Raw genomic sequence first — 23040 nt, 5'->3', positions numbered from 1 at the left:
AGTTCGATTCTTTACATTTTTTGAAAAACTGCAACAAAATGATTGGTTTTGAGGTTTTCTAGTTTGTAAATAAGAAGTATCTTTGCGCACTTAAAAAAATCAGTTTACATGTCATTACAACAGATTCTTACTCCGCATATTCAAAATGCTGTTTCAACCTTGTTTGAGGTATCTCTTGAAAAAGTAGAATTTCAAGCCACTCGAAAAGAATTCGAAGGCGATATCACTTTTGTGATTTTTCCATTATTGAAAATCATCAAAAGTAATCCAGTTGAATTAGGAACCAAAATAGGGAACTATTTGGTTGAAAATGTGTCGGAAGTGGCTCGTTTTAATGTGGTGTCAGGTTTTTTGAATATCGTAATTGATGATTCGTATTACGTGAATTTTTTCAACACAATCAAAGACGATACCCGTTACGGATTTGTGTCTCCACAACCAGATGCTAAAGCGGTAATGGTTGAGTATTCTTCGCCAAATACTAATAAGCCGTTGCATTTAGGGCACGTTAGAAACAATTTGTTGGGTTACGCCGTTGCCGAAATTATCAAAGCTTCGGGAAAAAAAGTATACAAAACTCAAATCATCAACGATAGAGGTATACACATCTGCAAGTCGATGTTGGCTTGGCAAAAATTTGGAAACGGAGCAACGCCCGAATCTACAGGTTTGAAAGGAGACAAATTGGTAGGAAATTACTATGTAGCTTTTGATAAAGCCTACAAAGATGAAATTAACCAACTTATGGCCCAAGGAAAAACCGAAGAAGAAGCCAAAAAGCAAGCTCCAATACTCTTGGAAGCACAAGAAATGCTTTTAAAATGGGAGGCCGGTGATGCTGAGGTAAAAGCACTTTGGTCTATGATGAACCAATGGGTTTATGATGGATTTGCTACTACATATACCAATTTGGGAGTTGATTTTGATAGTTATTACTACGAAAGCTATACCTATTTGTTGGGTAAAGATGTGGTACAAGTTGGGTTGGATAAAGGGATTTTTGAAAGAGATCCAGACGGTTCCGTTTGGATTGATTTAACGGATGAAGGTTTGGATCGTAAAATTGTATTGCGTTCAGACGGAACAGCCGTATATATGACACAGGATATTGGTACTGCTATTCAACGTGTAAAAGACATGCCCGATGTAGGGGGGATGGTGTATACCGTAGGTAATGAGCAAGACTACCATTTCAAAGTGTTATTTTTGATTTTGAAAAAATTAGGATTTGATTGGGCTTCAAACTTATATCATTTGTCCTACGGAATGGTGGATTTACCTTCTGGAAAAATGAAAAGCCGAGAAGGAACAGTTGTTGACGCTGACGATTTGATGCAAGAAATGGCAACTACAGCTCAGAAAATTTCGGAAGAATTAGGAAAATTAGACGAATATTCTACCGAAGAAAAAGCGGCTCTTTATAAAACCATTGGGCTTGGAGCTTTGAAATACTATATTTTAAAAGTGGATCCTAAAAAACGTATTTTGTTTAATCCAGAAGAATCAGTTGATTTTGCTGGAAATACAGGTCCATTTATTCAATATACCTACGCTAGAATTCAGTCCATTTTACGAAAAGCAAATTTCGATTTCACAGCAGCCCTTGCCGTTGATGAAATTCATGCTAAAGAAAAGGAATTAATCAAAATACTAGAGGAATTCCCAGAAGTGATTCAAAATGCAGCGACTCAACACAGTCCAGCGTTGATTGCTAATTATACTTACGAATTGGTACGCGAATACAATTCATTTTATCAGGCAGTTTCTATTTTGGGTGAAGAAAACGAAGTGAAGAAAATTTTTAGAGTACAATTGTCTAAGAAAGTTGCCGATACAATTGCTGCAGCCTTTAGTTTGTTAGGAATTAATGTGCCAGAGCGCATGTAGTAAATAAATTTAGATAAACATTTAAACTTGTGAATTCACCTAAATCCTATTTTCTACGTTCCTTTTTAATTTTAGTAATGGCAGCGGGCTTCTTTGTTGTTCTGAAAGAAGTCTTGCCAAGTAAAATTTTTGCCATCAAAGAAGGGCCTTCCAAAAATGTACTCATAGATAGTATGTTGCTGGATGCCTATGAAGCCGAACCAGAGGTAAAAGTGGTTACTCCAAACGATACCATGGCCGATGAAAAAATAGTATTTGAAGCCTATAATGGTGTTACTTTTCCAGTAGAAACACTAGAGAATTACAAAGGGTTTCAGTATTTGGTTCCATTTTATGAGCATTTGTATCAGTTGGAAACCAATCAAAAAGGGAAAGTTCGTATTGCTTATTATGGCGATTCAATGACCGATGGCGACATGATTGTACAAGATATTCGTTCCTCGTTTCAAAATGTTTTTGGAGGGAAAGGAGTAGGTTTTGTGTCGATAACTTCAGAGTCAGCAGCATCTCGTTCGTCTATCTTACATCAATTTTCGGATAATTGGAAAACGCAATCCTACTTGAATGTGAAAAATCCTATTCGTCCTTTTGGGGTCAATGGCCATGTGTTTTTCGCTAATAATCCTGAGGCCGATGTATGGGTGAAATTTTCTTCGGCCAAAAAGAAGAATACTACTTTACTTGAAAATCCAACCTTGTTTTATGGAAGTTCAGATAATCCATCCGGGCAAGTAAATTATCAGATTAATCAAGACACCATTTATAAGGCATTAACATCAAATCAGGTGTTGAATACCATAGTTTTGAAAAAAGGAACGCTAAAAACATTGAAACTTACCTTTAAGAATGCTCAATCAGTCCCAATTTATGGAGTCAATTTTGACGATGGAAAAGGGGTTCATGTAGATAATTTTTCTCAAAGAGGCAATTCAGGTATTCCAATTTCTAAGTTTGATCCAGCTTTAATGCAAGCTTTTCATAAAAAATTGAACTACAATTTGATTGTGTTGCATTATGGAACCAACGTGTTAAATTACGGTACAAAAAATTATTCATGGTATGCCAAAAGCATGACCAAAACGGTAAATAGACTTCGAGAAGGATTTCCTGGTGCAGCTATTTTGATTGTTTCTACAGCAGATAAAGCAACGAAATATGGCACCGAAATGAAAACCGATTCGGCAGTGGTGCCGTTAACCCATGCTCAACGACGTTATGCTGTAAATACAAAATCAGGATTTGTAAACTTGTATACTCTTATGGGAGCAGATGGTTCGATGGTGAAATGGGTAGAGCAAGAGCCTGCTTTGGCCAACAGAGATTATACTCATTTTAACCGTAAAGGGTCAAAAAAAATTGCCGCTATGGTGTACGATTATTTAATCGAAGGGTACCAAGAGTATAAAAGGCTTCGCAGTATTGCCTCAACACCAAAAGCTGCGAATTTGGTAGATAGTAGTAATACGGCTACACAAAATCAAGAAACTAATGAAAATTAGGAGTTTATTTGTGTTGGGCTTGCTAAGCTTTTCTTTGTATTCACAATATACCGTAATACCAAAACCGATAATGATTGTAACCGATAACATGAGTTCTGGTCCTGAATTTATTCCACAGGGAATTCAAAACGCACAAGAATTGAATGCATTTTTTAGCCAGTTAAATGAATTACAAACCACTAAAAATGGAAAAATAAATATTGTCCATATTGGTGATTCGCATATTCAAGGTGATGTAATGACGGATGTTTGTAGAACTCAATTGCAGGCTGTTTTTGGAAACGCAGGAAGAGGTTTGGTTTTTCCTCATGCTTTAGCTCATACTAATGGCGCTAGTGATGTGCGTTTTTCTTCAAATGTGAAATGGAATAGTTATCGAAATATTTTACCCAAAAATTCGAGTCCTGTGGGCTTGAGTGGTATTGCTTTGACAACTGCCTCCAAAAGTTTGCGCTTGTCGCTTCAAGTTAAAGATCAAAGTGATGTTTTTACAAAGTTAAAGGTAATTACTCCAAATAATGAAAGGCTTTTTGACTTAGCCGGAGAGATCGAAAAACAGAGTAAAGTAAAATCGGTGCCGCTTAAAAAGACACACACCATAAAAAAGGGAGAAACGCTTTCGGAAATTGCTGATTTTTACCATACGACTGTTGCGCGTTTGAAAAAGGAAAACCGTTTGTCGGGCACCAAAATTACGGCTGGGAAAACGCTTAAAATTGTTTCGGATCAAAGCGTTGAAAAAACGGTTGTCAGCACGGTTTATCATTCGAATCCACTGGCAGAAGCGGAGTTGTATCATTATTTTGATTTTCCAACACCAGTGAAAAAAGTTATGTTGTTGCCTAATAATGACGCTAAAACGGTAGCTTTAAGTGGTGTTGTCTTAGAAAACAATGCTTCAGGAGTTTTGTATCACAATATAGGGGTAAATGGGGCTAAATTTTCGGATTATACCAAATATCCTTTATTTTTTGAACAATTAAAGAGCTTGCAACCCAATTTGATAATTGTGTCAATGGGTACAAATGAATCCTATGGGAAAATCACTTCATTAGATTATATGAAGCAAGTTCAAGCTTTTTTATTGCATTTAAAAGAACAAAATCCAACAGCTTCGGTATTGGTGATTACACCGCCCCCTTCTTTTTTGCCTCACCACAAACTCAATACGTATGTAGATGATTACTCGAGAAGTTTGATAAGTTATGCCGCGCTAGGTAAATATGCAGTTTGGGATTTGTTTCAAAATCTCGGTGGTATGCAGGGGGTAAATGACAATTTCTCCAAGGGCTTAATGCAGCCCGATCGTGTGCATTATACCACAAAAGGATACCAATTGCAAGGCGAAATGTTGACTAATGCGTTACTGAACGCTTTTCAAAAATTTTTAAAATAAAATTATATTGTGATTACTATTGCTGACTTTTTAAATCGTATTAACTCTTTTTTTGGCGTGATTGATGCAGAGCGAATTCAAGATTGGATTACGTATAATCCGAAAGAGCCTATGTTGTTCAATACCGCTTTTTTTCTTGGATTGTTTTTGTTGTTTTACCCAATTTATATCCTAACAACAAAAGCCAATACGAGGGTATATCGTCATGTGTATGTATTTGCCTTTTCCTTGTTTTTTTATTATAAATCCAGTGGAATTTATTTTTGTCTGTTACTTTTTTCAGGTTTAGTCGATTATACTTTGGCTAAATTCCTCTACGAAGAAACCATAGAAGGCTATCGGAAGTTTTTTCTTGTGGTAAGCGTAGTGTTTAATCTGTCTTTTCTGGGATATTTTAAATATTCCAATTTTTTAATTGCCAATTACAACCAGATTTTCGAAGGACACATTGACTTTATAGATGTGCTCTTGCCAGTTGGAATTTCCTTTTATACTTTTCAATCCATGAGTTACATTTTGGATATTTACAGAAGAGAATTAGAACCAACTAAAAACTTATTGGATTACCTCTTTTTTGTGTCTTTTTTTCCGCAATTAGTTGCGGGGCCAATTGTACGGGCCTCTGAATTTATCCCTCAAATTTATAGTAAAATAAAGCTTACTCGAGAAGATTTTGATAATGCTGCTTTTTTAATAATAGGAGGATTAATCAAAAAAACAGTAATATCCGATTATATTTCTCTCAACTTTGTGGACCGTGTTTTTGATATGCCCAAGAGCTATACGGCTTTTGAGAATCTTATGGCGGCCTACGGATATACCATCCAAATTTATTGTGATTTTTCGGGCTATTCAGATATGGCTATTGGGATAGCTTTGTTGATGGGATTCAAATTGTCAGTCAATTTTAGAACTCCTTATCAATCGGCTTCTATCACCGAGTTTTGGAGAAGATGGCACATTTCATTATCAACTTGGTTACGAGATTATTTATACATTTCAGTAGGAGGGAATCGTAGAGGAAGCTTTGGAGGGTTTTTATTTCCTTCGTTGTTCTTTGCTGGATTAATGGCTTGGGCGACTTGGTATTATCCGGTGAGTCCAATTCCGTTGGTGATTGCTATTGCTTCACTGTTAGTTTTCTGTTTGACGTTCTTATTAGCCAAAGACAAGAAAAGAACGATGTTTACCAATGTTAACTTAATGACTACGATGTTGTTAGGTGGTTTTTGGCACGGAGCGAGCCTTAAATTTGTAATTTGGGGGGCTTTGCATGGTATTGCATTAGCGGTTAATAAGTTGTTTTCTGAGTATTTCCCGGGAACTACCAATAAAAAATTAACGATCACTAAAGCTTTGACGATAGGTCTATCGGTGTTTTTTACCTTTCATTTTGTGGCTTTTTGTTGGATATTTTTTCGAGCCAAGGACTTTACGGTAGCATTAGACATGCTGCAAACTATAGGGAAATTAGAGTTCAATTGGGAGAAGTGGATGGTGATTATTTCAGGTTATCAAAATGTATTTATTATGATCGCAATTGGATATGCACTCCATTTTGTGCCGATAAAAGTTACCTTGGGGTTAAAATCTTGTTTTGATCGATTGCCAATGGTTTTTAAAGCGCTAGTATTGTCCTTTGTCTTTTGGTTGGTTTTTGCCACGGCTTCGAGTGAGTTGGTGCCTTTTATTTATTTCCAGTTTTAATCCTTGTTGCTTGTTTTTTTATGTAATAAAAACATAAATAAGAGTGTTTTATTGTATTGAAATGGAGGGTTGATTTACTCGATTTGGAGGCAATTTACCCAAAAAAAACACTTAACTTTTAAACTGCAAACTTTTGTGCCTCTAAACCTTTGTAGTATATTTGCAACTCAAAAAAATAAAAATTATGTTCGATAATTTAAGTGATAAGTTAGATAAAGCCTTTCATATTTTAAAGGGGCATGGAAAGATTACCGAAGTTAACGTAGCCGATACGTTAAAAGAAGTTCGTCGTGCTTTGTTAGATGCCGATGTGAATTTCAAAATTGCAAAAGATTTTACCGCTAGAGTAAAAGAAAAAGCAATTGGGCAAGACGTATTGACTACTTTACAACCAGGTCAACTTTTAGTGAAGTTGGTAAAAGATGAGTTGACAGAATTGATGGGTGGAGATGTGGCAGGAATTAATCTTTCTGGTACTCCAACAGTAGTTTTGATGTCTGGTTTACAAGGTTCGGGTAAAACAACTTTTTCAGGTAAATTAGCGAATTATCTTAAAACGAAAAAGAATAAAAAACCATTATTGGTTGCCTGTGATATATACCGTCCTGCAGCGATTCAGCAGTTGCATGTTGTGGGTGATGCCATTGGAGTAGAAGTGTTTTCGGATATCGAAAATAAAAACCCTGTTGATATTGCTCAAAAAGCCGTTCAACACGCCAAAGCTAACGGATTCAATGTCGTTATTGTCGATACCGCTGGTCGTTTGGCAGTGGATGAAGAAATGATGAACGAGATCGAACGCGTTCACAAGGCCATTCAACCACAAGAAACTTTGTTTGTTGTTGACGCAATGACAGGTCAAGACGCCGTGAATACTGCCAAAGCTTTCAACGATCGTTTGAATTTTGATGGAGTTATCTTGACGAAATTAGATGGGGATACTCGTGGTGGAGCTGCTTTATCTATCAAGTCTGTGGTTAACAAACCGATTAAGTTTGTGGGTACAGGAGAAAAAATGGATGCAATTGATGTATTCTACCCTGTTCGTATGGCAGAACGTATCCTTGGAATGGGAGACGTAGTTTCGTTGGTAGAGCGTGCGCAAGAGCAGTTCAACGAAGAAGAAGCTAGAAAATTACAAAAGAAGATCGCCAAAAATGAATTTGGTTTTGATGATTTCTTGACTCAAATTCAGCAAGTAAAGAAAATGGGTAATATGAAGGATTTGGTAGGAATGATACCAGGTGCTTCCAAAGCTATGAAAGATATCGAAATCGAAGACGATGCTTTCAAACATATTGAAGCGATAATTTATTCCATGACTCCTAGCGAGCGTAGCAAGCCAGCGCTTATAGATGCGAAACGCAAAATTAGAATAGCTAAAGGATCGGGTACCAAAGTAGAGCAAGTCAATCAATTGATGAAGCAGTTTGATCAAATGAGCAAAATGATGAAGATGATGCAAGGTCCAGGCGGTAAAAATTTAATGAAAATGATGGGCGGCATGAAAGGAATGCCCGGCGGAATGCCAAGATAATAATTCAAAGGTTTAAAAATCATGTTATATGAGGTTTAAACCTTTGTCTTTTCTAACCAACCAATAAAGTAACATAACTAAATTAAATACAAATAATGCAATTATTAGACGGTAAAAAAACATCGGAAGATATTAAAAAAGAAATTGCTATCGAAGTACAACAAATGAAAGATAATGGGGAGAAAGTACCTCATTTGGCAGCAGTAATTGTAGGGAATGATGGCGCTAGTTTAACTTATGTTGGCAGTAAAGTACGTTCTTGTCAGCAAATTGGTTTTGAATCTACTTTGGTGAGTTTACCAGAAACGATTACCGAAGAGGAATTGTTGGCTAAAATTAAGGAGTTAAACGAAGATGATAATTTAGATGGTTTTATTGTTCAGTTGCCTTTGCCACGTCACATAGACGAACAAAAAATATTAATGGCTATTGATCCGGATAAAGATGTAGATGGTTTTCACCCTACGAACTTCGGGAAAATGGCGCTAGATATGGAAACGTTTATTCCAGCGACTCCTTTTGGAATCATGCAATTGTTAGAGCGCTATAAAATTGATACCGTTGGGAAACATACGGTTGTAATTGGAAGAAGTCATATTGTAGGTCGCCCTATGAGTATCTTGATGAGTCGTAAAGGGAATCCAGGTGATTCAACCGTTACCTTAACGCATAGTAGAACCAAAAACATTGAAGAATTCACTAAGAATGCAGATATAATCATAACCGCATTGGGTGTTCCAAATTACTTGAAAGCTGATATGGTAAAAGACGGAGTTGTTGTAATTGATGTAGGAATCACTAGAGTGGAAGATGCTTCACATCCAAAAGGATATGTAATCACAGGAGATGTTGATTTTGATGGGGTAAGCAAAAAATCATCGTTCATCACTCCAGTACCTGGCGGTGTTGGGCCAATGACCATAGCGATGCTGTTGCAAAACACCTTATTAGCTAGAAAAATGAGAATGAAATAATTTTCTTTCATATAAATGATAAAGCTCAAACGAAAGTTTGGGCTTTTTTTTGTCTTAAGATTTGCATAAATAATAAGCATCAAAGGGTTATTCGGAATTTAAACAATACTTTTGCAACACTTAAAATAAGTAGCCCCAATGGACGATTGTTATTCGGAAAAATTGATAAAATAAAGCTCTTGAAAATCATTTCAAGAAGCCATAACTTAACCTATAGATTTTTGAAATGAAAGCGTTTTACAAAAACAATAACGGATTGTTTGAGTCAAAAGAGTGGACTCCTAATTGTTGGATTAATGTTGAATGTCCAACAGAAGATGAAAAGAAATACCTCCTAGAAGACCTTAAAGTTCCCGAAGAATTCTATAATGATATCGAAGATATTGACGAAAGACCACGTATTGAGATAGAGAACGGTTGGACCTTGATTATTATTAGAATACCAGTAAATACCAATAATGTAAAATTACCTTTCAATACAATTCCTGTTGGAATCGTTTTTAAAGGTGACATTTGTGTGACAATCAGTTTTCATAAAACCGAAATGTTGACGGATTTTGTAGTTTACACGCAGCGTAAAGGCAAAAACATAAAAGATAACTTTGACTTAGTTTTGAAATTGCTATTGTCCTCTAGTGTTTGGTACTTAAAGTATTTAAAACAAGTAAATCAAAAAATTAAATTAGCAGAAGAAAACTTAGAAAAATCAATCAAGAATGAAGAATTGCAAGCCCTATTACAAATTGAAAAGTGTTTGGTGTTTTTTGTAACCTCTTTAAAAGGGAACGATATTTTACTACATAAATTAAAGAATTTAAAAGTTCAAAGAGAATCTTACGATCCCGATTTATTGGAAGATGTAGAGATTGAGTTGCGTCAAGCGCAAGAAATGACAAATATTTACAGTGATATTTTGACTGGAACTATGGATGCCTATGCTTCTGTTATTTCAAATAATATGAATACGATAATGAAGCAAATGACTTCTATCTCTATTATTTTAATGATTCCTACTGTAATTGCAAGTTTGTATGGTATGAATGTGCCAAATAACTTGGAAGAGAATACTTATGGATTACCCATTTTAATATTAGTTTCTATCATACTCTCTACTTTTGGTGTGTTTTTATTTAAGAAAAAAAGATGGTTTTAAAAACTTATCTGAACAAATAAAAAACGCAATAAAAATCCCATACTTTTTTGGGTATGGGATGTTACTTTTTTATATTCTTTAAAACTTAATATTCTCCTCTTTTCTTAAATCTAGGGTCGTCTTTTTTGATGAACTCGGCTCTTCGTTTGGGAGCTTCAGCTTTGGCTTTGGGTAAGCTGGCTTCTTCTGTTTTACTAGAAGGTTCGATTAGTGTGTTGAGCTCCTTGATTTCGGCATCGGTTAACTCTCTATAGCGCCCCACGGGAACATCCAAAGAGATGTTAATGATTCGGATACGTTTCAAAGCAGTTACCTCATAGCCTAAGTATTCGCACATTCTACGTATTTGACGATTTAAGCCTTGAGTTAATATAATTTTGAAAGTGTATTTGCTGATTTGCTCTATTTTGCATTTGCGAGTTACTGTTTCCAAAATCGGAATACCGTTGCCCATTCTTTGAATAAATCGATCGGTTATGGGTTTGTTGACCGTAACTGTATATTCTTTTTCGTGATTGTTTCTTGCACGTAAAATTTTGTTTACAATATCCCCATCATTGGTCATAAATATCAAACCTTCACTGGCTTTGTCCAATCGGCCAATCGGGAAAATACGTTTGGGATAATTGATGTAATCCACGATGTTGTTTCGAACTTCTAAGTTGGTAGTACACTCAATGCCTACGGGTTTGTTGAAAGCCAAATACACTAATTTTTCATGCTTTTCGGTAATCAATTTTCCGTCTATGCGTACTTCATCTTGATGCGAAACTTTGGTTCCCATTTCAGGAACCACGCCATTAATGGTTACGCGACCTTCTTCGATTAGTTTATCGGCTTCTCGACGAGAACAATATCCTGTTTCTCCTATGAATTTATTGAGTCGTTTTAGATTTTCTTCCATGATGCAAAAATACTCATTTTTTGTGCTTTTATAGATTCTGTACCGAAATTGTATGCAGGATTGTTGCTTTGGGGCAAAATGCAAGCTTATTCATAGGATTGAAACAGGAATTGGTAAATTTCATGATACAATTTTGAGTCATGCATAGAATGGCCTAGATTTTTTGTGGTTATAAACCGTCCGTTATTCCAAGCTTTTGCAATTTTTTCACCCTCTTGATAAGCAACAATAGGATCCGTAATGTCATGGGCTATGATCCCTTCAATTTCAATTTCTTGAGTAATTTCGGATAATGAAAAATCAAGTAGTGGTTTTTTGAAATTTTCTATGTATCGTTTTTTTAAATAAGGATACATTTTTGAATTGATACTCAAAAGACTAAAGTAGTGTTCGATAAGGGTTTTCAAGTCAGAGGGAGCTCCCAAAATCACCATTTTTTTAATGCTGCTTTCTGGATACAAATATTGATGGTAGAGGCAACTTGCGCCTCCAATTGAATGTCCAATGATGATGCTAGGTTGGTGTATATCGACAACCTGTTTGATGTATTCGCTATGTTTGGCTACGTTAAACTCTTTGCCGCTACTTAACCCGTGAGCTGGGGCATCTAGTGCAATAATAGTAGCTCCTGATTTTTTTAAGTAGGGCAGCAATTTTTTCCATCGGGCCGAGTTGCTTTCCCATCCGTGCACTAAAAGAATTTTGATGGCGTTTCCTTTCCAAACATACGTCTGAAAATAGTCGTTTTGATGCAGTAATTGTTCTTGAATGGCCTTGCGTAATACCCAAGGGAGATTGTCGTTTTTGATTTTTCCTTTTCTCGGGTTTGTGAATAATGTGTAGGATAATTGAATGGCTTTCTTGCGATGAACAATAAACAGTAAATTGATATACTGTCCCACAGCTTTAACAAACAGAAAACGGAGGCTTTTTATAAGTATCAAAATAGAAGGTGTAAAAAAGCCTCCATTTAGGAGGCTTGGTGTTGTAGATTAGATAGAGGAAAACAATTGTTCCATTTTTTCTCTTTCTTCTTCTGCAAGTACGCTATCCACAAGAATTCTACCAGAATGCTCATCGATAATGATTTTCTTTCTTGCAGCAATTTCAACTTGCGTTTGTGGTGGAATAGTAAAGAATGAACCTGCAGAAGCACCTCTTTCAATAGAAACTACAGCTAATCCATTACGTACACTGCTTCTAATTCTTTGATAAGCTGCTAATAATCTAGGCTCGATTTCAGCTTGAAATTCTTCTGACTTTTGAGTTAAAAAGGCTTCTTCTTTTTGAGTTTCAGCCATGATGTCTTCCAACTCAGCTTTTTTATGTTTTAAGTGAGAAGCTTTTGCTTCTAATTTTTCTTTAGAATTGGCAATTACTTCTTTTTTATGTTCAATAGAAGCTTTCATTTCTTTGATTTGCTTTTCAGCCAATTGAATCTCTAACTCTTGAAATTCGATTTCTTTAGTCAAAGAGTTGAACTCTCTATTGTTACGAACACTTTCTTGTTGTTTCGTGTATTTTTTAATCGCTTCTTTGTGCTCATCGATGGCATTTTTCTTTACTTTGATCATGTCTTCGATAACCTCAAGATCGGCTTTTAATTTTTCCGTACGTGTGCTTAAGCCTGCAACTTCGTCTTCTAAATCTTCAACCTCTAAAGGAAGCTCTCCTCTTACATTTCTAATTTCGTCAATTCTTGAGTCAATAAGTTGTAAATCGTAGATTGCTCTTAATTTTTCTTCAACACTTAATTCTTTCGTAGTGGCCATATTTTATAAGTACTTAACTGGATTTGTATTTTCTTCTGATAAAATGATTCCGCTTGGAAGCGAGACGGGTGCAAAATTAAGAATTTTTTTTCGAAGATACTCAACAATATAATTTTTTGTATACCGTTCACTTTCAAAATGTCCGATATCCGCTAACAGAATTTTATTTTCGGCTTCATAAAACTGATGGTATTTCAAATCAGCAGTCAAATAAGCATCGGCTCCAGCTTGTATGGCTTGTGAAATAGCGAAACTTCCAGCTCCACCCAAAACCGCTACTTTTTTGATAGGACGACCCAAAAAAGCCGAATGTCGAATCCCTTCTGCTTGCATTTTTTCTTTTACAAAATGCAAAAAGGAAGTTTCTTCCATTGGTTCTTCTAGTTCGCCCACCATTCCAAGTCCAATCTTTTGGTAATTGTTTTGCAAATCATAAATTTCGTAGGCTACTTCTTCATAAATATGAGCGTTAAATAAGGCTTTGAGAACTTTAGTTTGTAAATGTTTTTCAAAAACTACTTCTATTTTAGTTTCTGTTCCCGTAGACAATACACCTCTTTCGCCTACAACAGGGTTGCTTTTTTCGTTCCCTTGATAAGTAAAAGTACCTTCAGAATTGAAACTGCAATTATCATAATTACCAATGCTTCCTGCGCCAGCTTTAAACAAAGCGTTTCGAACGGCATATGCATTTTCTCGTATGGTGTAGGTAACTAATTTGCGAATATAGTTTTGTTTGGGAACTAATATTTTAGTGTTGGTTAAGCCCAAAGCATCACAAAATATTTGATTTACACCTTCCGGATGGTTGTCTAATGCGGTATGAACGGCATAGATAGCTATATCGTTTTTAATTGCTTTTAGGATAGCTTTTTCAACATAATTTTTTCCTGTAATTTTTTTGATACCTGAAAAAAGAATCGGGTGAAAGCAAACGACCAAGTTGCATTTTTTTGCAATAGCCTCACTAATGACGTTTTCTAAAGCATCGTGGCATACCAAAATTCCTGTAGCTTCTGCTTCTTGATCGCCCACCAGTAGGCCTACATTGTCAAAATCTTCGGCATAGCCCAGCGGAGCCATTTCTTCTAATATCGTTAGGATTTGTTTTATTTTCATTCGAGTGTATTTTTGTAAGTCAACTAGGATTAAATGTTGAATTCTGCTCTTAAAGCAAAAGCTTAACAAATATACTGTTTTTTGGTTTTTAAAGTAAAAACATTATATTTAATCAGTGTTTTGAGAGGCTTTCGGTCAATGTTGGCTCTGCTTTTTATCATTATACTCTCCAAATAATTTAATTATTTATTCTAATTTCGTAAAATGAAATTACTACGAAAATTACTTTTTCCTTTCGCTATCCTATACGGAGGAATCACAACTATTAGAAATTTTCTTTTTGATAAAGGTTTTTTTAAATCCTATTCGTTTTCGGTACCCATTATTGCTGTAGGTAATTTGAGTGTTGGGGGTACTGGAAAATCTCCTCAGATAGAATACTTAATTCATTTGCTTTCTTCAAAGTATAAAGTTGCTACTTTAAGCCGAGGGTACAAACGTCAATCCAAAGGATTTGTTTTAGCCAACAAAAGTTCTAATGCGCTTGAACTTGGAGACGAACCGTATCAGTTTTATTTAAAATTTCAAAATATTCAAGTAGCGGTAGATGCTAATCGGAAAAACGGTATTACACAATTGTTGTCGAAGGAGGGAGCTCCTCAAGTTATCTTGTTAGATGACGCCTATCAACACCGAAAAGTGAAGGCTGGGCTTTATATTTTGCTAACCGCCTACGGTGATTTGTATAGTGATGACTGTATGTTGCCTACTGGTAATTTGCGTGAAACGCCTGCGGGTGCCTCAAGAGCAGCTATAGTTGTTGTTACCAAATGCCCTAAGGATTTGTCAGAACAAGAACAATATACTATTAAAAAGCAGTTAAAACTCCATGCGAACCAGGAATTATACTTTACCTTTATAGCCTATGCTGATTCGGTGTATTCCAAAAATGAAATTCTAAAAGTGGAGGATTTAAACACAGAACCCAAATTATTATTGGCAGGAATTGCCAAACCTGAACCGTTTTTCGAATATTTGAAGCAAGATCAAGACGTGTGTTTGACCTTCTCTGATCATCATCATTTTAATGAAGACGAAATAAAATCTATCCTACACAAAGCACAAGGAAGAAAAATTATTACGACTGAAAAAGATTATGTTCGATTGAAAGACACATCGCTTTCTGATCAATTGTATTATTTACCAATTCAAAGCTCTTTTATCAAAAATGAAAAAGAATTTGACCAAACTATTTTAGATTATGTGGGAAAAAGTTCAAGAAACAGTTAGTTTTATTCAAAATAAAATCGATTTTACTCCAGAATATGGAGTTATTTTAGGTTCAGGATTGGGTAGTTTTACGGAAGAAATCAGTATTAAGTATATTTTACCATATACCGAAATTCCAAATTTTCCAGTCTCGACAGTTCAAGGGCACAAAGGAGCATTAGTTTTTGGCACTATAGGCGACAAAAAAGTAATGGCTATGCAAGGACGCTTCCATTATTATGAAGGATATTCTATGAAGGAAGTGACTTTTCCTGTGCGAGTAATGAAATATTTAGGTGTTTCTAAATTGATTGTTTCGAACGCTTCAGGTGGAGTGAATGCAAATTTTAAGGTGGGTTCAATTATGTTGATCAAAGACCATATTAATTTTATGCCAGAACATCCTTTGCGAGGTAAAAACGACGAAAGATTTGGACCACGTTTTGTAAATATGAGTGAGCCTTACAGTAGAAAAATGATTGCTCATTCTACAGATTTAGCTTCTAATTTGAACATAAAAGTACATGTTGGGGTTTACTTAGGATTGCAAGGACCTACATTTGAAACTTTGGCAGAGTATAAAATGGTCAAGGCGGTTGGAGCAGATTGTGTTGGGATGTCTACCGTGCCAGAAGTTATTGTTGCACGCCATATGGATTTGGAAACTTTTGGTGTTTCTGTGATTACTGACATGGGCGATGCAGAAAGCATTGATAGTATTTCACATGATGAAGTACTAGAAGCAGCCAAAGGTGCAGAACCTAAGGTGAGATTGCTTATCCGTGAATTAATAACTACCTATTAATTGTTTAAATAGTCTTCGATAGTGGTATAGAAATCCTCTGGTATGAAAGGTTTGTTAATTACTTCGTTTAAGCCGTATGATAGCAGCATGTCTCTATTGTCATTTCTTGAAATAGCTGTAACAGCAATAATTGGTGTTTTATTGTCAAATACACGGATTTGTTTGGTAGCTTCAGTACCATGTATGCCAGGTAAATGAATGTCCATTAAAACCAAATCATATTCTTGTTCTTGCATAATTTGCACAGCGGTCTCTCCATCATCTACTATGTCGCAGTAATAGCTTTTATTAGTAAGCATTTTTTTGATTACCAATTGGTTGATTTTATTGTCTTCTACAATCAGAATTTTTTGGTTTTTTGAATTGTTGTTAGAAACTTTTTCCGGACTAGATACAGGTTGGATTTGGTTTGCTATTTGAAAAGGAACATAAAATTGAAATGTAGCACCTTCGCCTTCTTTACTTTTTACTTTTATATTGCCGCCAAGTAATGTAACAATTTTTTTTACTATTGAGAGTCCAAGTCCTGTGCCACCATATTTTCGGTTGATTTCTATTGAACCTTGAGTGAAATTGTCGAAAATTATTTTTTGTTTGTTTTTTGGAATGCCTATTCCGTTGTCAATTATTTGAAATTGAATAGTAACTACATTTGCTTCTTGGTATAAGAGTTGAGTATCAACTTGAATTGTTCCATTTTCAGTAAACTTCAAAGCATTACTAATCAAATTTAAAAATACTTGTGAGAGCTTAGTGTGGTCACCCAAAATTGTTGTTGGTATCGAATTATCATAGGTTAAGGTCAATTCATTGTTGTTGGTCAAAGCTGATTTTTGAAGAGAATTGATTACATTGTTTAATAAGTCTTTTAAGGCAAATGGATGATTTTCAATTTGAATGGTTTTTGAATCAATTTTGTTGATTTCAAGTATTTCATGTATAAAATTAGTAAGGTGATTGGCAGAAAATTGAAGTGCGTTTAAATAATTTAATTGCGTTTTTTTGGGTTTCTCTTGAAGTAATAAATGCGTAATTCCATTTATGGCATTAAGTGGAGTACGGAGTTCATGACTTACAGTGGCAAGAAATTCAGAACGAGCTTTAGAGGCTTTAACTGCTTTGTTTTTGGCTGTGGTCAATTCTTTGTTTTTACGTGTTAAAAGTTCATTGGTTTCGCTTTTAATTTTGTTGATTTTGTACAAAGTAAAACTTAACAGCGATAAAATACTTATTAGAGCAATAGCTAAAATGTTGATTAGCTTAGAATATTTATTGTTGTTTTCTATTTTCTGGCGTTCTTTATCTAATTCTCGCTTAATTTTTTCTTTTTCTTTTTGGTTAAAAGCATTAAATGCAACTTGATTGTCGTGAGTATTTTTGATTAAGGCCAGTTGTTTGTCAACCAAATGGTATTCGTCTAAAAGCGAATAGGCTCGATCAAAATCGCCTAACGCTTTATGGCATTTACTTAAGTACAAAAGTATTTTTGCTTTGTTTTCTAGGTTTTTAGTGAATTTGTTTAGGGCTAATGCTTTTTCTAGATAGTCACATGATACTAGGTGGCTTTTGTTGTTTGAGGCTATGATACCTAGGTAAATATAAGCCGTCTCAATGCTATTTCTTTCTTTTGAATAATTGGCTTGAGACAAGAGCCGATGAAGTTCTTGTTCTGCTATTTTGGGTTGGTTTTTTCGGAAATAAAAAGTAGCCTTACATAAAAGCAACTTATTTACATTTGTTTTTTTTGAAGGAGAAATTTTTATTTGTTCGGCTTTAGAGAAATAGTAAGCGCCTTTGCTCCATTGTCTAAGTTCCAATGCGCTAAAAGCTAAATAGTAATATTTTTTAAAAGTGTTAAAATCGGCTGGATTTTGGAATTCGAGCTGAACACTTTTTAAAAAATGGAAATGTGCTTCGGAATATTTTTTTAAATGGTAATAAATTTTTCCTAAATGGTAATGTTGAGCAATTTGACCGTTAATATTGTTCCCGCTTTCGGTGAAGTGCAAAGATTTTGAAGCATATGCAATAGCTTTGTTGTAGTTATGTATCTTGAAGTTATACTCTGATAACTCGTGATAATAACTAATGCTGTCTTGGTTGGACTTCGCATGAACAATACAAGTGGTGCAAACGAAGAAAACCAACAATAAAAATTGAATTGATTTTCGCATTAAGTAATGTTCTTCTTTTGAAGGTAAAGGATTAAGTCAATAATTCTGGATGAATAGCCGATTTCGTTGTCATACCAACCTACAACTTTTACCATTTTGTCAATAACTGAGGTAAGCTGTGCGTCAAACAGACAAGAATGGGTGTTGCCTAAAATGTCAACTGATACAATCGGGTCTTCGGTGTAATCCAAAATGCCTTTGAGGTTTGCTGAAGCTGCTTTTTGAAATGCTTGATTCACCTCTTCGATAGTTACGGCATTTTTGACATTGAAAGTAATATCTGTTAGAGAGCCATCTGGTACAGGTACGCGAATTCCACATCCTCCAATTTTGTTGTTTAAGTGTGGAAAAATTTTAGTCAGCGCTTTTGCTGCTCCAGTAGTTGTGGGTACGATAGATTGACTAGCGCCTCTAGCTCTTCTTAAATCCTTGTGAGGTTGATCGTGTAAGCTTTGGTCTGTAGTAAAAGAATGTATCGTAGTAATATACGCTTGTTCTATGCCGCATAATTCATCAATGATTTGAATCATGGGGGCGGCATTGTTAGTGGTACAACTAGCATTAGAAATAATAGTTTCGGTACCGTCTAGTATAGTATCATTAACGCCTAAAACTACGGTTTTGATTTCTTCTACTTCGGCTGGTGCAGACAGGATTACTTTTTTGGCTCCAGAAACAATATGTGCGTTTATCGCTTCAAAAGTTTTGTGTTTTCCGGTGCATTCAATAACATAATCGATATTGAGGTCTTTCCAATTTAGATCCGAAATATTGGATTGATTGTAAAACAGAAAATGTTTTTCTCCAATCCAAAGTCCGGAAGTGTCGTGACTAACTTTTTCAGGTAACACGCCATGAATACTATCGTACTTTAAAAGATGCGCCATGGTCGACACTGTAGCAATGTCGTTAATGGCTATAACTTCGATATAAGGATGATGCAGTAATAACCGAAATAGATTTCTTCCTATTCGGCCAAAACCATTGATTGCGATTCTTGTTTTCAATTGTGGTTGGTTAAGTGGGTTGGGTAGTTATTGGAAAATCAGGATTTATAAAATATGTTTTTGGGCTTTGTAGGAAGAGCGAACCAATGGTCCACTTTCTACGTGTCTAAATCCTAATTCTTTTGCGTATTCTTCGTATTTTGCAAATTGCTCTGGACTAATAAATTCTTTAACAGGCAAATGCTTTTTACTAGGTTGAAGGTATTGACCAATAGTTACAATGTCAACTTTGGCAGCTTGTAAATCTCTTAACGTTTGAAAGACTTCTTCCTCTTCTTCACCAAGTCCAAGCATAATTCCAGATTTTGTTCTGCGAATGCCGTTTTCTTTTAGGTATTTTAACACAGCCAAACTTCTGTCGTATTTTGCTTGTATACGAACTTCGCGTGTTAATCGTCTTACTGTTTCCATGTTGTGAGAAACAACTTCGGGATTGGCCTCTATAATACGGTCTATGTTTCTTTCTATTCCTTGAAAGTCGGGAATTAAGGTTTCGAGTGTGGTGTTAGGATTCATTCGACGAATAGCCTTAACGGTTTCGTTCCATATAATAGAGCCACCATCTTTGATGTCATCTCTGTCTACACTAGTTATTACGGCATGCTTAATGTTCATGATTTTTATAGAACGGGCAACTTTTTCGGGTTCGTCCCAATCTACTGTATCGGGTCTGCCGGTTTTTACCCCACAAAATCCACAAGAACGGGTACAAGTGTTGCCTAAAATCATAAAAGTGGCGGTTCCTTCTCCCCAACATTCTCCCATATTAGGACAGCTTCCCGAAGTACAGATGGTGTTTAAACTGTATTTGTCAACTAATCCTCGTAATTCAGTGTATTTTTGGCCAATGGGTAATTTAACTTTTAACCATTTTGGTTTGGCTATAGGGGAGTTGTTTTCTATTGTGCTATCCATATCTTCAATTTCAAAGGTACAAAGATAGTAGAAAGTTGGCTTCTAAAAATAGCTTTGGGTTGGGTTTAAGAAAAAATACCAACAAAACTAGTGTACATTAACATTAGTTTTGTTGGCAATATGAAATTGTAAAGATTATTCTGTTTTAATGATAATTGGCAGAGTATAAGCTGTACTCATGGGTTTGCCGTTTAAGATGCCAGGAGTCCATTTGGTTTTTATTGATTTCAAAACGCGAATGGCTTCTTGTCCTAAGCCGTAACCCGGATCTTTCAGAATTTTAAGGTCTGTCATTGTGCCGTCTTTTTCAATCACAAAGGCTACCATTACTTTAAAAGTAACCATTTCGTCAATTTCGGGTTTGCTAAAATGATTGCCCACATATTGATAAAATTTTTGAATTCCTCCTGGAAATTCGGGTGCGGCGTCTAGTGCAATCGTGGTGACAATTGCATTGTTTTCTGTTGCTGTATTTGTAGCGTTTTGGTTTTTAGAATCTGAGTTTGTAACAACACCATCATAATTAGAACTAGTAGTTGTGGATTGAAAATTATTGGAGTCCGGGAATTTTTCTGTAGTAGCCAAGGCTTCAGGTACAACTTCAGGTTGTGTAAATTCGGGAGTGTTTGTAATGTGATTTATCGTTTTGTTTGTTTTAGCGCTAGTGGTTTTCGGAATCGGTTTTGTTGGGGTTACAGGAATGACTATGTCTAAATCAATGGGTTTGATGATTGTTTCGATAGTTGTTTGAGGAGCTGTTATTTTAGGACTTAGCTTGTTGATTAGGATAAAAATGCTAATGATTGATACAATCAACAATACAGCGAAAAAAAATGCTGTAACGGTGTTTTTGGTGGTTTCCTTACGCAATTGGTAAGCTCCGTAGTTTTTGTTTTTGTGTTCAAAAACAAGTTCTACCCATCCGCTTTCGAAAATGCTAAATTGAGACATAATATATAGTTTTAGAGGTTTAATAACTATTGTCTACAGGACAGTTTTTTTTGTGTTAACGGTGGTAATAATTTATTTATTGTGTTAAATTACAAAAAAATATTTACAGTATTAATTAAAAGTATATAAAATATGTTGTATTTTGGTGGGTTTTTTGAAAAATATAAATTTACCTTCTTTCTTTGATGATTTCGGCTAACAGTTTTTTTGCACGAAGTAATTTAATCTTCACATTGCTTATAGGTTCGTTGATTTTGGTAGCAATTTCTTGATAACTAAGTTCTTGGAAATAGCGCAATTGAATAACTTCTTGGTAGTGAGGTTTTAATTCTTTAATAAAGCGTAGCAATTGAGAAACATTCTGCTCTGTTATCAATTCGTCTTCTGCAGAAGGGGAAGTGTCAGCAATGTTTTGTGTTTGAAGCTCTTGGTTTTCTGATATTGTTATAAATAAGTGCGATTTTTTCTTTCTTAAGAGATCAATATGAACATTTTTCGCAATGGCAATAAGCCAAGTGTTGAATTGGAATTCGCTGCTGTAGGTCCCAATTTTGTCAAATGCTTTAGAAAAGGTTTCAATAGTAATATCCTCCGCGTCGGCTTCGTTTTCGGTACGTTTTAGCATAAAATTATACACTTCGTTCCAATAAAAATCCAACAAGAAAGTAAAAGCTATTTGATCGCCTTCTTTTGCCTTTTCAATGTTTTTATTTATTTCCAATGCACGGGTTTTGAGAAGATATTGGTAATAAAGATATTAATTTGTGTGAAGATAAGCCAAAATTCTAAAATGGGATACCAAATAATGAGATCTTTTTCTTTTAATTTTTGAGCAGCACATCCAAATGAAGTCCAGCTAAACACATATCGGAAGGCAATTAAAATAGATACAATTATCCATTGGTATTGAAGTGCTAGTAAAATGGGTGCTAGAATAAAAAATGCCAACTGACAAAAATAAAAGAGACTCAGCTGGATCTGATCTTTCATTTTGTAATGTTGCGCGGTAGCCACATGTCTTCGTTTTTGTTTGAACCATTCTCCAAATGTAGTTTTGGGTTGAGAATAGGTAAAACTAGCCGGTTCATAGCAGATAGTAGTATTGTTTTTATTTGCAGTTTGATTGATAAATAAATCATCGTCTCCAGAGCGGATTTGGATGTGGTCGATAAATCCATTTACATTAAAAAAAACTTCTTTTTTGTAAGCTAAATTCCGACCAACTCCCATGTAGGGTTGACCAATTTTTGCCCATGAAAAATATTGCATTGCAGTCAATACGGTTTCATAGCGGATGATTTTATTTAAAAGGGAACCGCCAATTTTAATGTAGCCTCCATAGCCAAGCACAATTTTCTTTTGACTATCAAAATGAGAAGACATTGTAGTAATCCAATCCTTGGTTAAAGGAAAACAATCGGCATCGGTAAAAAGTAAATGTTCGTATTTTGCGGCTTTTATCCCTAAGGTAAGGGCGTACTTTTTGTTGCCCCAAAAAGCTTCGTTGTTTTTAACTTTTACCAGTTTTATATTTGGATATTGTGCTTCAAATTCTTCAAACACTTCTAAGGTGTTATCGCTAGAGGCATCGTCGATTAAAACCAACTCAAAAGTAGGGTAATCTTGTTGTGCAAGAATAGGGATGAACTCTTTTACATTTTCTTCTTCATTTTTGGCACAAACGATGACCGAAATTGGTAAGTTTTTGGGTGTGGCAGATTTCGGTTTTGCAAAAGAAAACCGGCTAAAAACGCCAATGAAATAAAAGAATTGTACAGCAATAACAGCAATAAGAGTATATAATAAATAGATCAACATAGCACAAAAAAGATTTCTTATAAATCGGTTGCAAAGTTAACTAACCCATGCTAACTTTTTCTACGAAGAAGGATTTAGTTTTTTATTTTTTTTCAGTCAACCTGGTTTCTTGATTTTAAAACACATTAGTACAATTTGTTTGCTTTTTGACAAAAGCTCAAGTCAAGAGGGTATTCCAAGGAAATCGAATAATTGATTTTGATGTCTTGTCTT

At 35.2% G+C, this 23040-nt stretch carries 19 protein-coding genes; 9 read left to right on the top strand and 10 right to left on the bottom strand.

What is annotated here, in order from left to right; genetic code table 11:
* The first annotated feature begins 108 nt into the window (after positions 1 to 108).
* The 7 genes from argS to ACZIX2_RS07600 all read left to right on the top strand — a co-directional run bounded on the left by argS (position 109) and on the right by ACZIX2_RS07600 (position 10153).
* Entirely contained in the window at positions 109 to 1887 is a 1779-nt protein-coding gene (gene argS, locus ACZIX2_RS07630) for an arginine--tRNA ligase (protein WP_463339492.1), read from the top strand.
* A gap of 29 nt (positions 1888 to 1916) precedes the next feature.
* Positions 1917 to 3386 carry an SGNH/GDSL hydrolase family protein gene (locus ACZIX2_RS07625; protein ID WP_463339491.1) on the top strand — a complete coding sequence of 490 codons (1470 nt, stop codon included), beginning with the start codon at positions 1917 to 1919 and terminating at the stop codon, positions 3384 to 3386.
* Positions 3376 to 4782, top strand: coding sequence for a GDSL-type esterase/lipase family protein (locus tag ACZIX2_RS07620; protein ID WP_463339490.1), 1407 nt, complete (start codon positions 3376 to 3378; stop codon positions 4780 to 4782). Before ACZIX2_RS07625 ends, ACZIX2_RS07620 begins: the two co-directional genes overlap by 11 nt.
* Before the next feature lie 9 nt (positions 4783 to 4791).
* A complete protein-coding gene (locus tag ACZIX2_RS07615; RefSeq protein WP_463339489.1) occupies positions 4792 to 6489 on the top strand; it encodes an MBOAT family O-acyltransferase in 1698 nt (565 codons plus the stop codon).
* A gap of 184 nt (positions 6490 to 6673) precedes the next feature.
* On the top strand, positions 6674 to 8026 hold the full coding sequence (ffh, locus tag ACZIX2_RS07610; RefSeq protein ID WP_463339488.1) for a signal recognition particle protein: 1353 nt from the start codon (positions 6674 to 6676) through the stop codon (positions 8024 to 8026).
* 95 nt (positions 8027 to 8121) lie between these two features.
* Complete coding sequence (locus ACZIX2_RS07605; protein WP_463339487.1) at positions 8122 to 9000, top strand: bifunctional 5,10-methylenetetrahydrofolate dehydrogenase/5,10-methenyltetrahydrofolate cyclohydrolase; 879 nt, start codon at positions 8122 to 8124, stop codon at positions 8998 to 9000.
* 226 nt (positions 9001 to 9226) lie between these two features.
* Positions 9227 to 10153: a magnesium transporter CorA family protein gene (locus ACZIX2_RS07600; RefSeq protein ID WP_463339486.1), complete on the top strand. Its 927-nt coding sequence runs from the start codon at positions 9227 to 9229 to the stop codon at positions 10151 to 10153.
* 85 nt (positions 10154 to 10238) lie between these two features.
* On the opposite strand, the gene rluF is transcribed toward ACZIX2_RS07600, so the two are convergent.
* The 4 genes from rluF to ACZIX2_RS07580 form a co-directional block, all read right to left on the bottom strand.
* The gene (gene rluF / locus ACZIX2_RS07595; protein ID WP_463339485.1) at positions 10239 to 11057 is read right to left on the bottom strand and encodes a 23S rRNA pseudouridine(2604) synthase RluF; all 819 of its coding nucleotides are present in this window, start codon (positions 11055 to 11057) and stop codon (positions 10239 to 10241) included.
* Positions 11058 to 11143: 86 nt separating this feature from the next.
* A complete protein-coding gene (locus ACZIX2_RS07590; protein WP_463339484.1) occupies positions 11144 to 12001 on the bottom strand; it encodes an alpha/beta fold hydrolase in 858 nt (285 codons plus the stop codon).
* A gap of 48 nt (positions 12002 to 12049) precedes the next feature.
* Positions 12050 to 12829, bottom strand: a complete 780-nt coding sequence (locus ACZIX2_RS07585) for a zinc ribbon domain-containing protein (RefSeq protein WP_463339483.1) — start codon at positions 12827 to 12829, stop codon at positions 12050 to 12052.
* Positions 12830 to 12832: 3 nt separating this feature from the next.
* Positions 12833 to 13948 carry a Nif3-like dinuclear metal center hexameric protein gene (locus tag ACZIX2_RS07580; RefSeq protein ID WP_463339482.1) on the bottom strand — a complete coding sequence of 372 codons (1116 nt, stop codon included), beginning with the start codon at positions 13946 to 13948 and terminating at the stop codon, positions 12833 to 12835.
* Between the two features lie 204 nt (positions 13949 to 14152).
* Here ACZIX2_RS07580 and lpxK point away from each other — a divergent pair, with 204 nt between their 5' ends.
* Positions 14153 to 15178 carry a tetraacyldisaccharide 4'-kinase gene (gene lpxK, locus ACZIX2_RS07575; RefSeq protein WP_463339481.1) on the top strand — a complete coding sequence of 342 codons (1026 nt, stop codon included), beginning with the start codon at positions 14153 to 14155 and terminating at the stop codon, positions 15176 to 15178.
* On the top strand, positions 15150 to 15962 hold the full coding sequence (locus ACZIX2_RS07570) for a purine-nucleoside phosphorylase (RefSeq protein WP_463339480.1): 813 nt from the start codon (positions 15150 to 15152) through the stop codon (positions 15960 to 15962). Before lpxK ends, ACZIX2_RS07570 begins: the two co-directional genes overlap by 29 nt.
* Here ACZIX2_RS07570 and ACZIX2_RS07565 read toward each other — a convergent pair.
* The 6 genes from ACZIX2_RS07565 to ACZIX2_RS07540 form a co-directional block, all read right to left on the bottom strand.
* A complete protein-coding gene (locus ACZIX2_RS07565; RefSeq protein ID WP_463339479.1) occupies positions 15959 to 18136 on the bottom strand; it encodes a tetratricopeptide repeat-containing hybrid sensor histidine kinase/response regulator in 2178 nt (725 codons plus the stop codon). The genes ACZIX2_RS07570 and ACZIX2_RS07565 overlap by 4 nt on opposite strands.
* Complete coding sequence (gene gap / locus ACZIX2_RS07560; protein WP_463339478.1) at positions 18136 to 19143, bottom strand: type I glyceraldehyde-3-phosphate dehydrogenase; 1008 nt, start codon at positions 19141 to 19143, stop codon at positions 18136 to 18138. The genes ACZIX2_RS07565 and gap overlap by 1 nt, the downstream gene beginning before the upstream one ends.
* A 45-nt stretch (positions 19144 to 19188) precedes the next feature.
* On the bottom strand, positions 19189 to 20058 hold the full coding sequence (gene lipA, locus ACZIX2_RS07555; protein WP_463339477.1) for a lipoyl synthase: 870 nt from the start codon (positions 20056 to 20058) through the stop codon (positions 19189 to 19191).
* A gap of 135 nt (positions 20059 to 20193) precedes the next feature.
* Positions 20194 to 21009, bottom strand: coding sequence for an energy transducer TonB (locus tag ACZIX2_RS07550; protein WP_463339476.1), 816 nt, complete (start codon positions 21007 to 21009; stop codon positions 20194 to 20196).
* 169 nt (positions 21010 to 21178) lie between these two features.
* Entirely contained in the window at positions 21179 to 21730 is a 552-nt protein-coding gene (locus ACZIX2_RS07545) for an RNA polymerase sigma factor (protein WP_463339475.1), read from the bottom strand.
* Positions 21721 to 22827, bottom strand: a complete 1107-nt coding sequence (locus ACZIX2_RS07540) for a glycosyltransferase (RefSeq protein WP_463339474.1) — start codon at positions 22825 to 22827, stop codon at positions 21721 to 21723. Before ACZIX2_RS07540 ends, ACZIX2_RS07545 begins: the two co-directional genes overlap by 10 nt.
* Positions 22828 to 23040 lie beyond the last annotated feature (213 nt).

It is taken from the genome of Flavobacterium riviphilum (assembly GCF_055231795.1).
This window is presented reverse-complemented; position numbering and strand designations above follow the sequence as displayed.

Coding starts and splice junctions, on each gene's coding strand:
- ACZIX2_RS07585 (WP_463339483.1), bottom strand. CDS start 12,829: ATGGCCACTACGAAAGAATTAAGTGTTGAAGAAAAATTAAGAGCAATC.
- ACZIX2_RS07570 (WP_463339480.1), top strand. CDS start 15,150: ATGTGGGAAAAAGTTCAAGAAACAGTTAGTTTTATTCAAAATAAAATC.
- ACZIX2_RS07550 (WP_463339476.1), bottom strand. CDS start 21,009: ATGTCTCAATTTAGCATTTTCGAAAGCGGATGGGTAGAACTTGTTTTT.
- lipA (WP_463339477.1), bottom strand. CDS start 20,058: ATGGATAGCACAATAGAAAACAACTCCCCTATAGCCAAACCAAAATGG.
- ACZIX2_RS07580 (WP_463339482.1), bottom strand. CDS start 13,948: ATGAAAATAAAACAAATCCTAACGATATTAGAAGAAATGGCTCCGCTG.
- ffh (WP_463339488.1), top strand. CDS start 6,674: ATGTTCGATAATTTAAGTGATAAGTTAGATAAAGCCTTTCATATTTTA.
- ACZIX2_RS07565 (WP_463339479.1), bottom strand. CDS start 18,136: ATGCGAAAATCAATTCAATTTTTATTGTTGGTTTTCTTCGTTTGCACC.
- ACZIX2_RS07600 (WP_463339486.1), top strand. CDS start 9,227: ATGAAAGCGTTTTACAAAAACAATAACGGATTGTTTGAGTCAAAAGAG.
- lpxK (WP_463339481.1), top strand. CDS start 14,153: ATGAAATTACTACGAAAATTACTTTTTCCTTTCGCTATCCTATACGGA.
- ACZIX2_RS07540 (WP_463339474.1), bottom strand. CDS start 22,827: ATGTTGATCTATTTATTATATACTCTTATTGCTGTTATTGCTGTACAA.
- ACZIX2_RS07605 (WP_463339487.1), top strand. CDS start 8,122: ATGCAATTATTAGACGGTAAAAAAACATCGGAAGATATTAAAAAAGAA.
- ACZIX2_RS07620 (WP_463339490.1), top strand. CDS start 3,376: ATGAAAATTAGGAGTTTATTTGTGTTGGGCTTGCTAAGCTTTTCTTTG.
- rluF (WP_463339485.1), bottom strand. CDS start 11,057: ATGGAAGAAAATCTAAAACGACTCAATAAATTCATAGGAGAAACAGGA.
- argS (WP_463339492.1), top strand. CDS start 109: ATGTCATTACAACAGATTCTTACTCCGCATATTCAAAATGCTGTTTCA.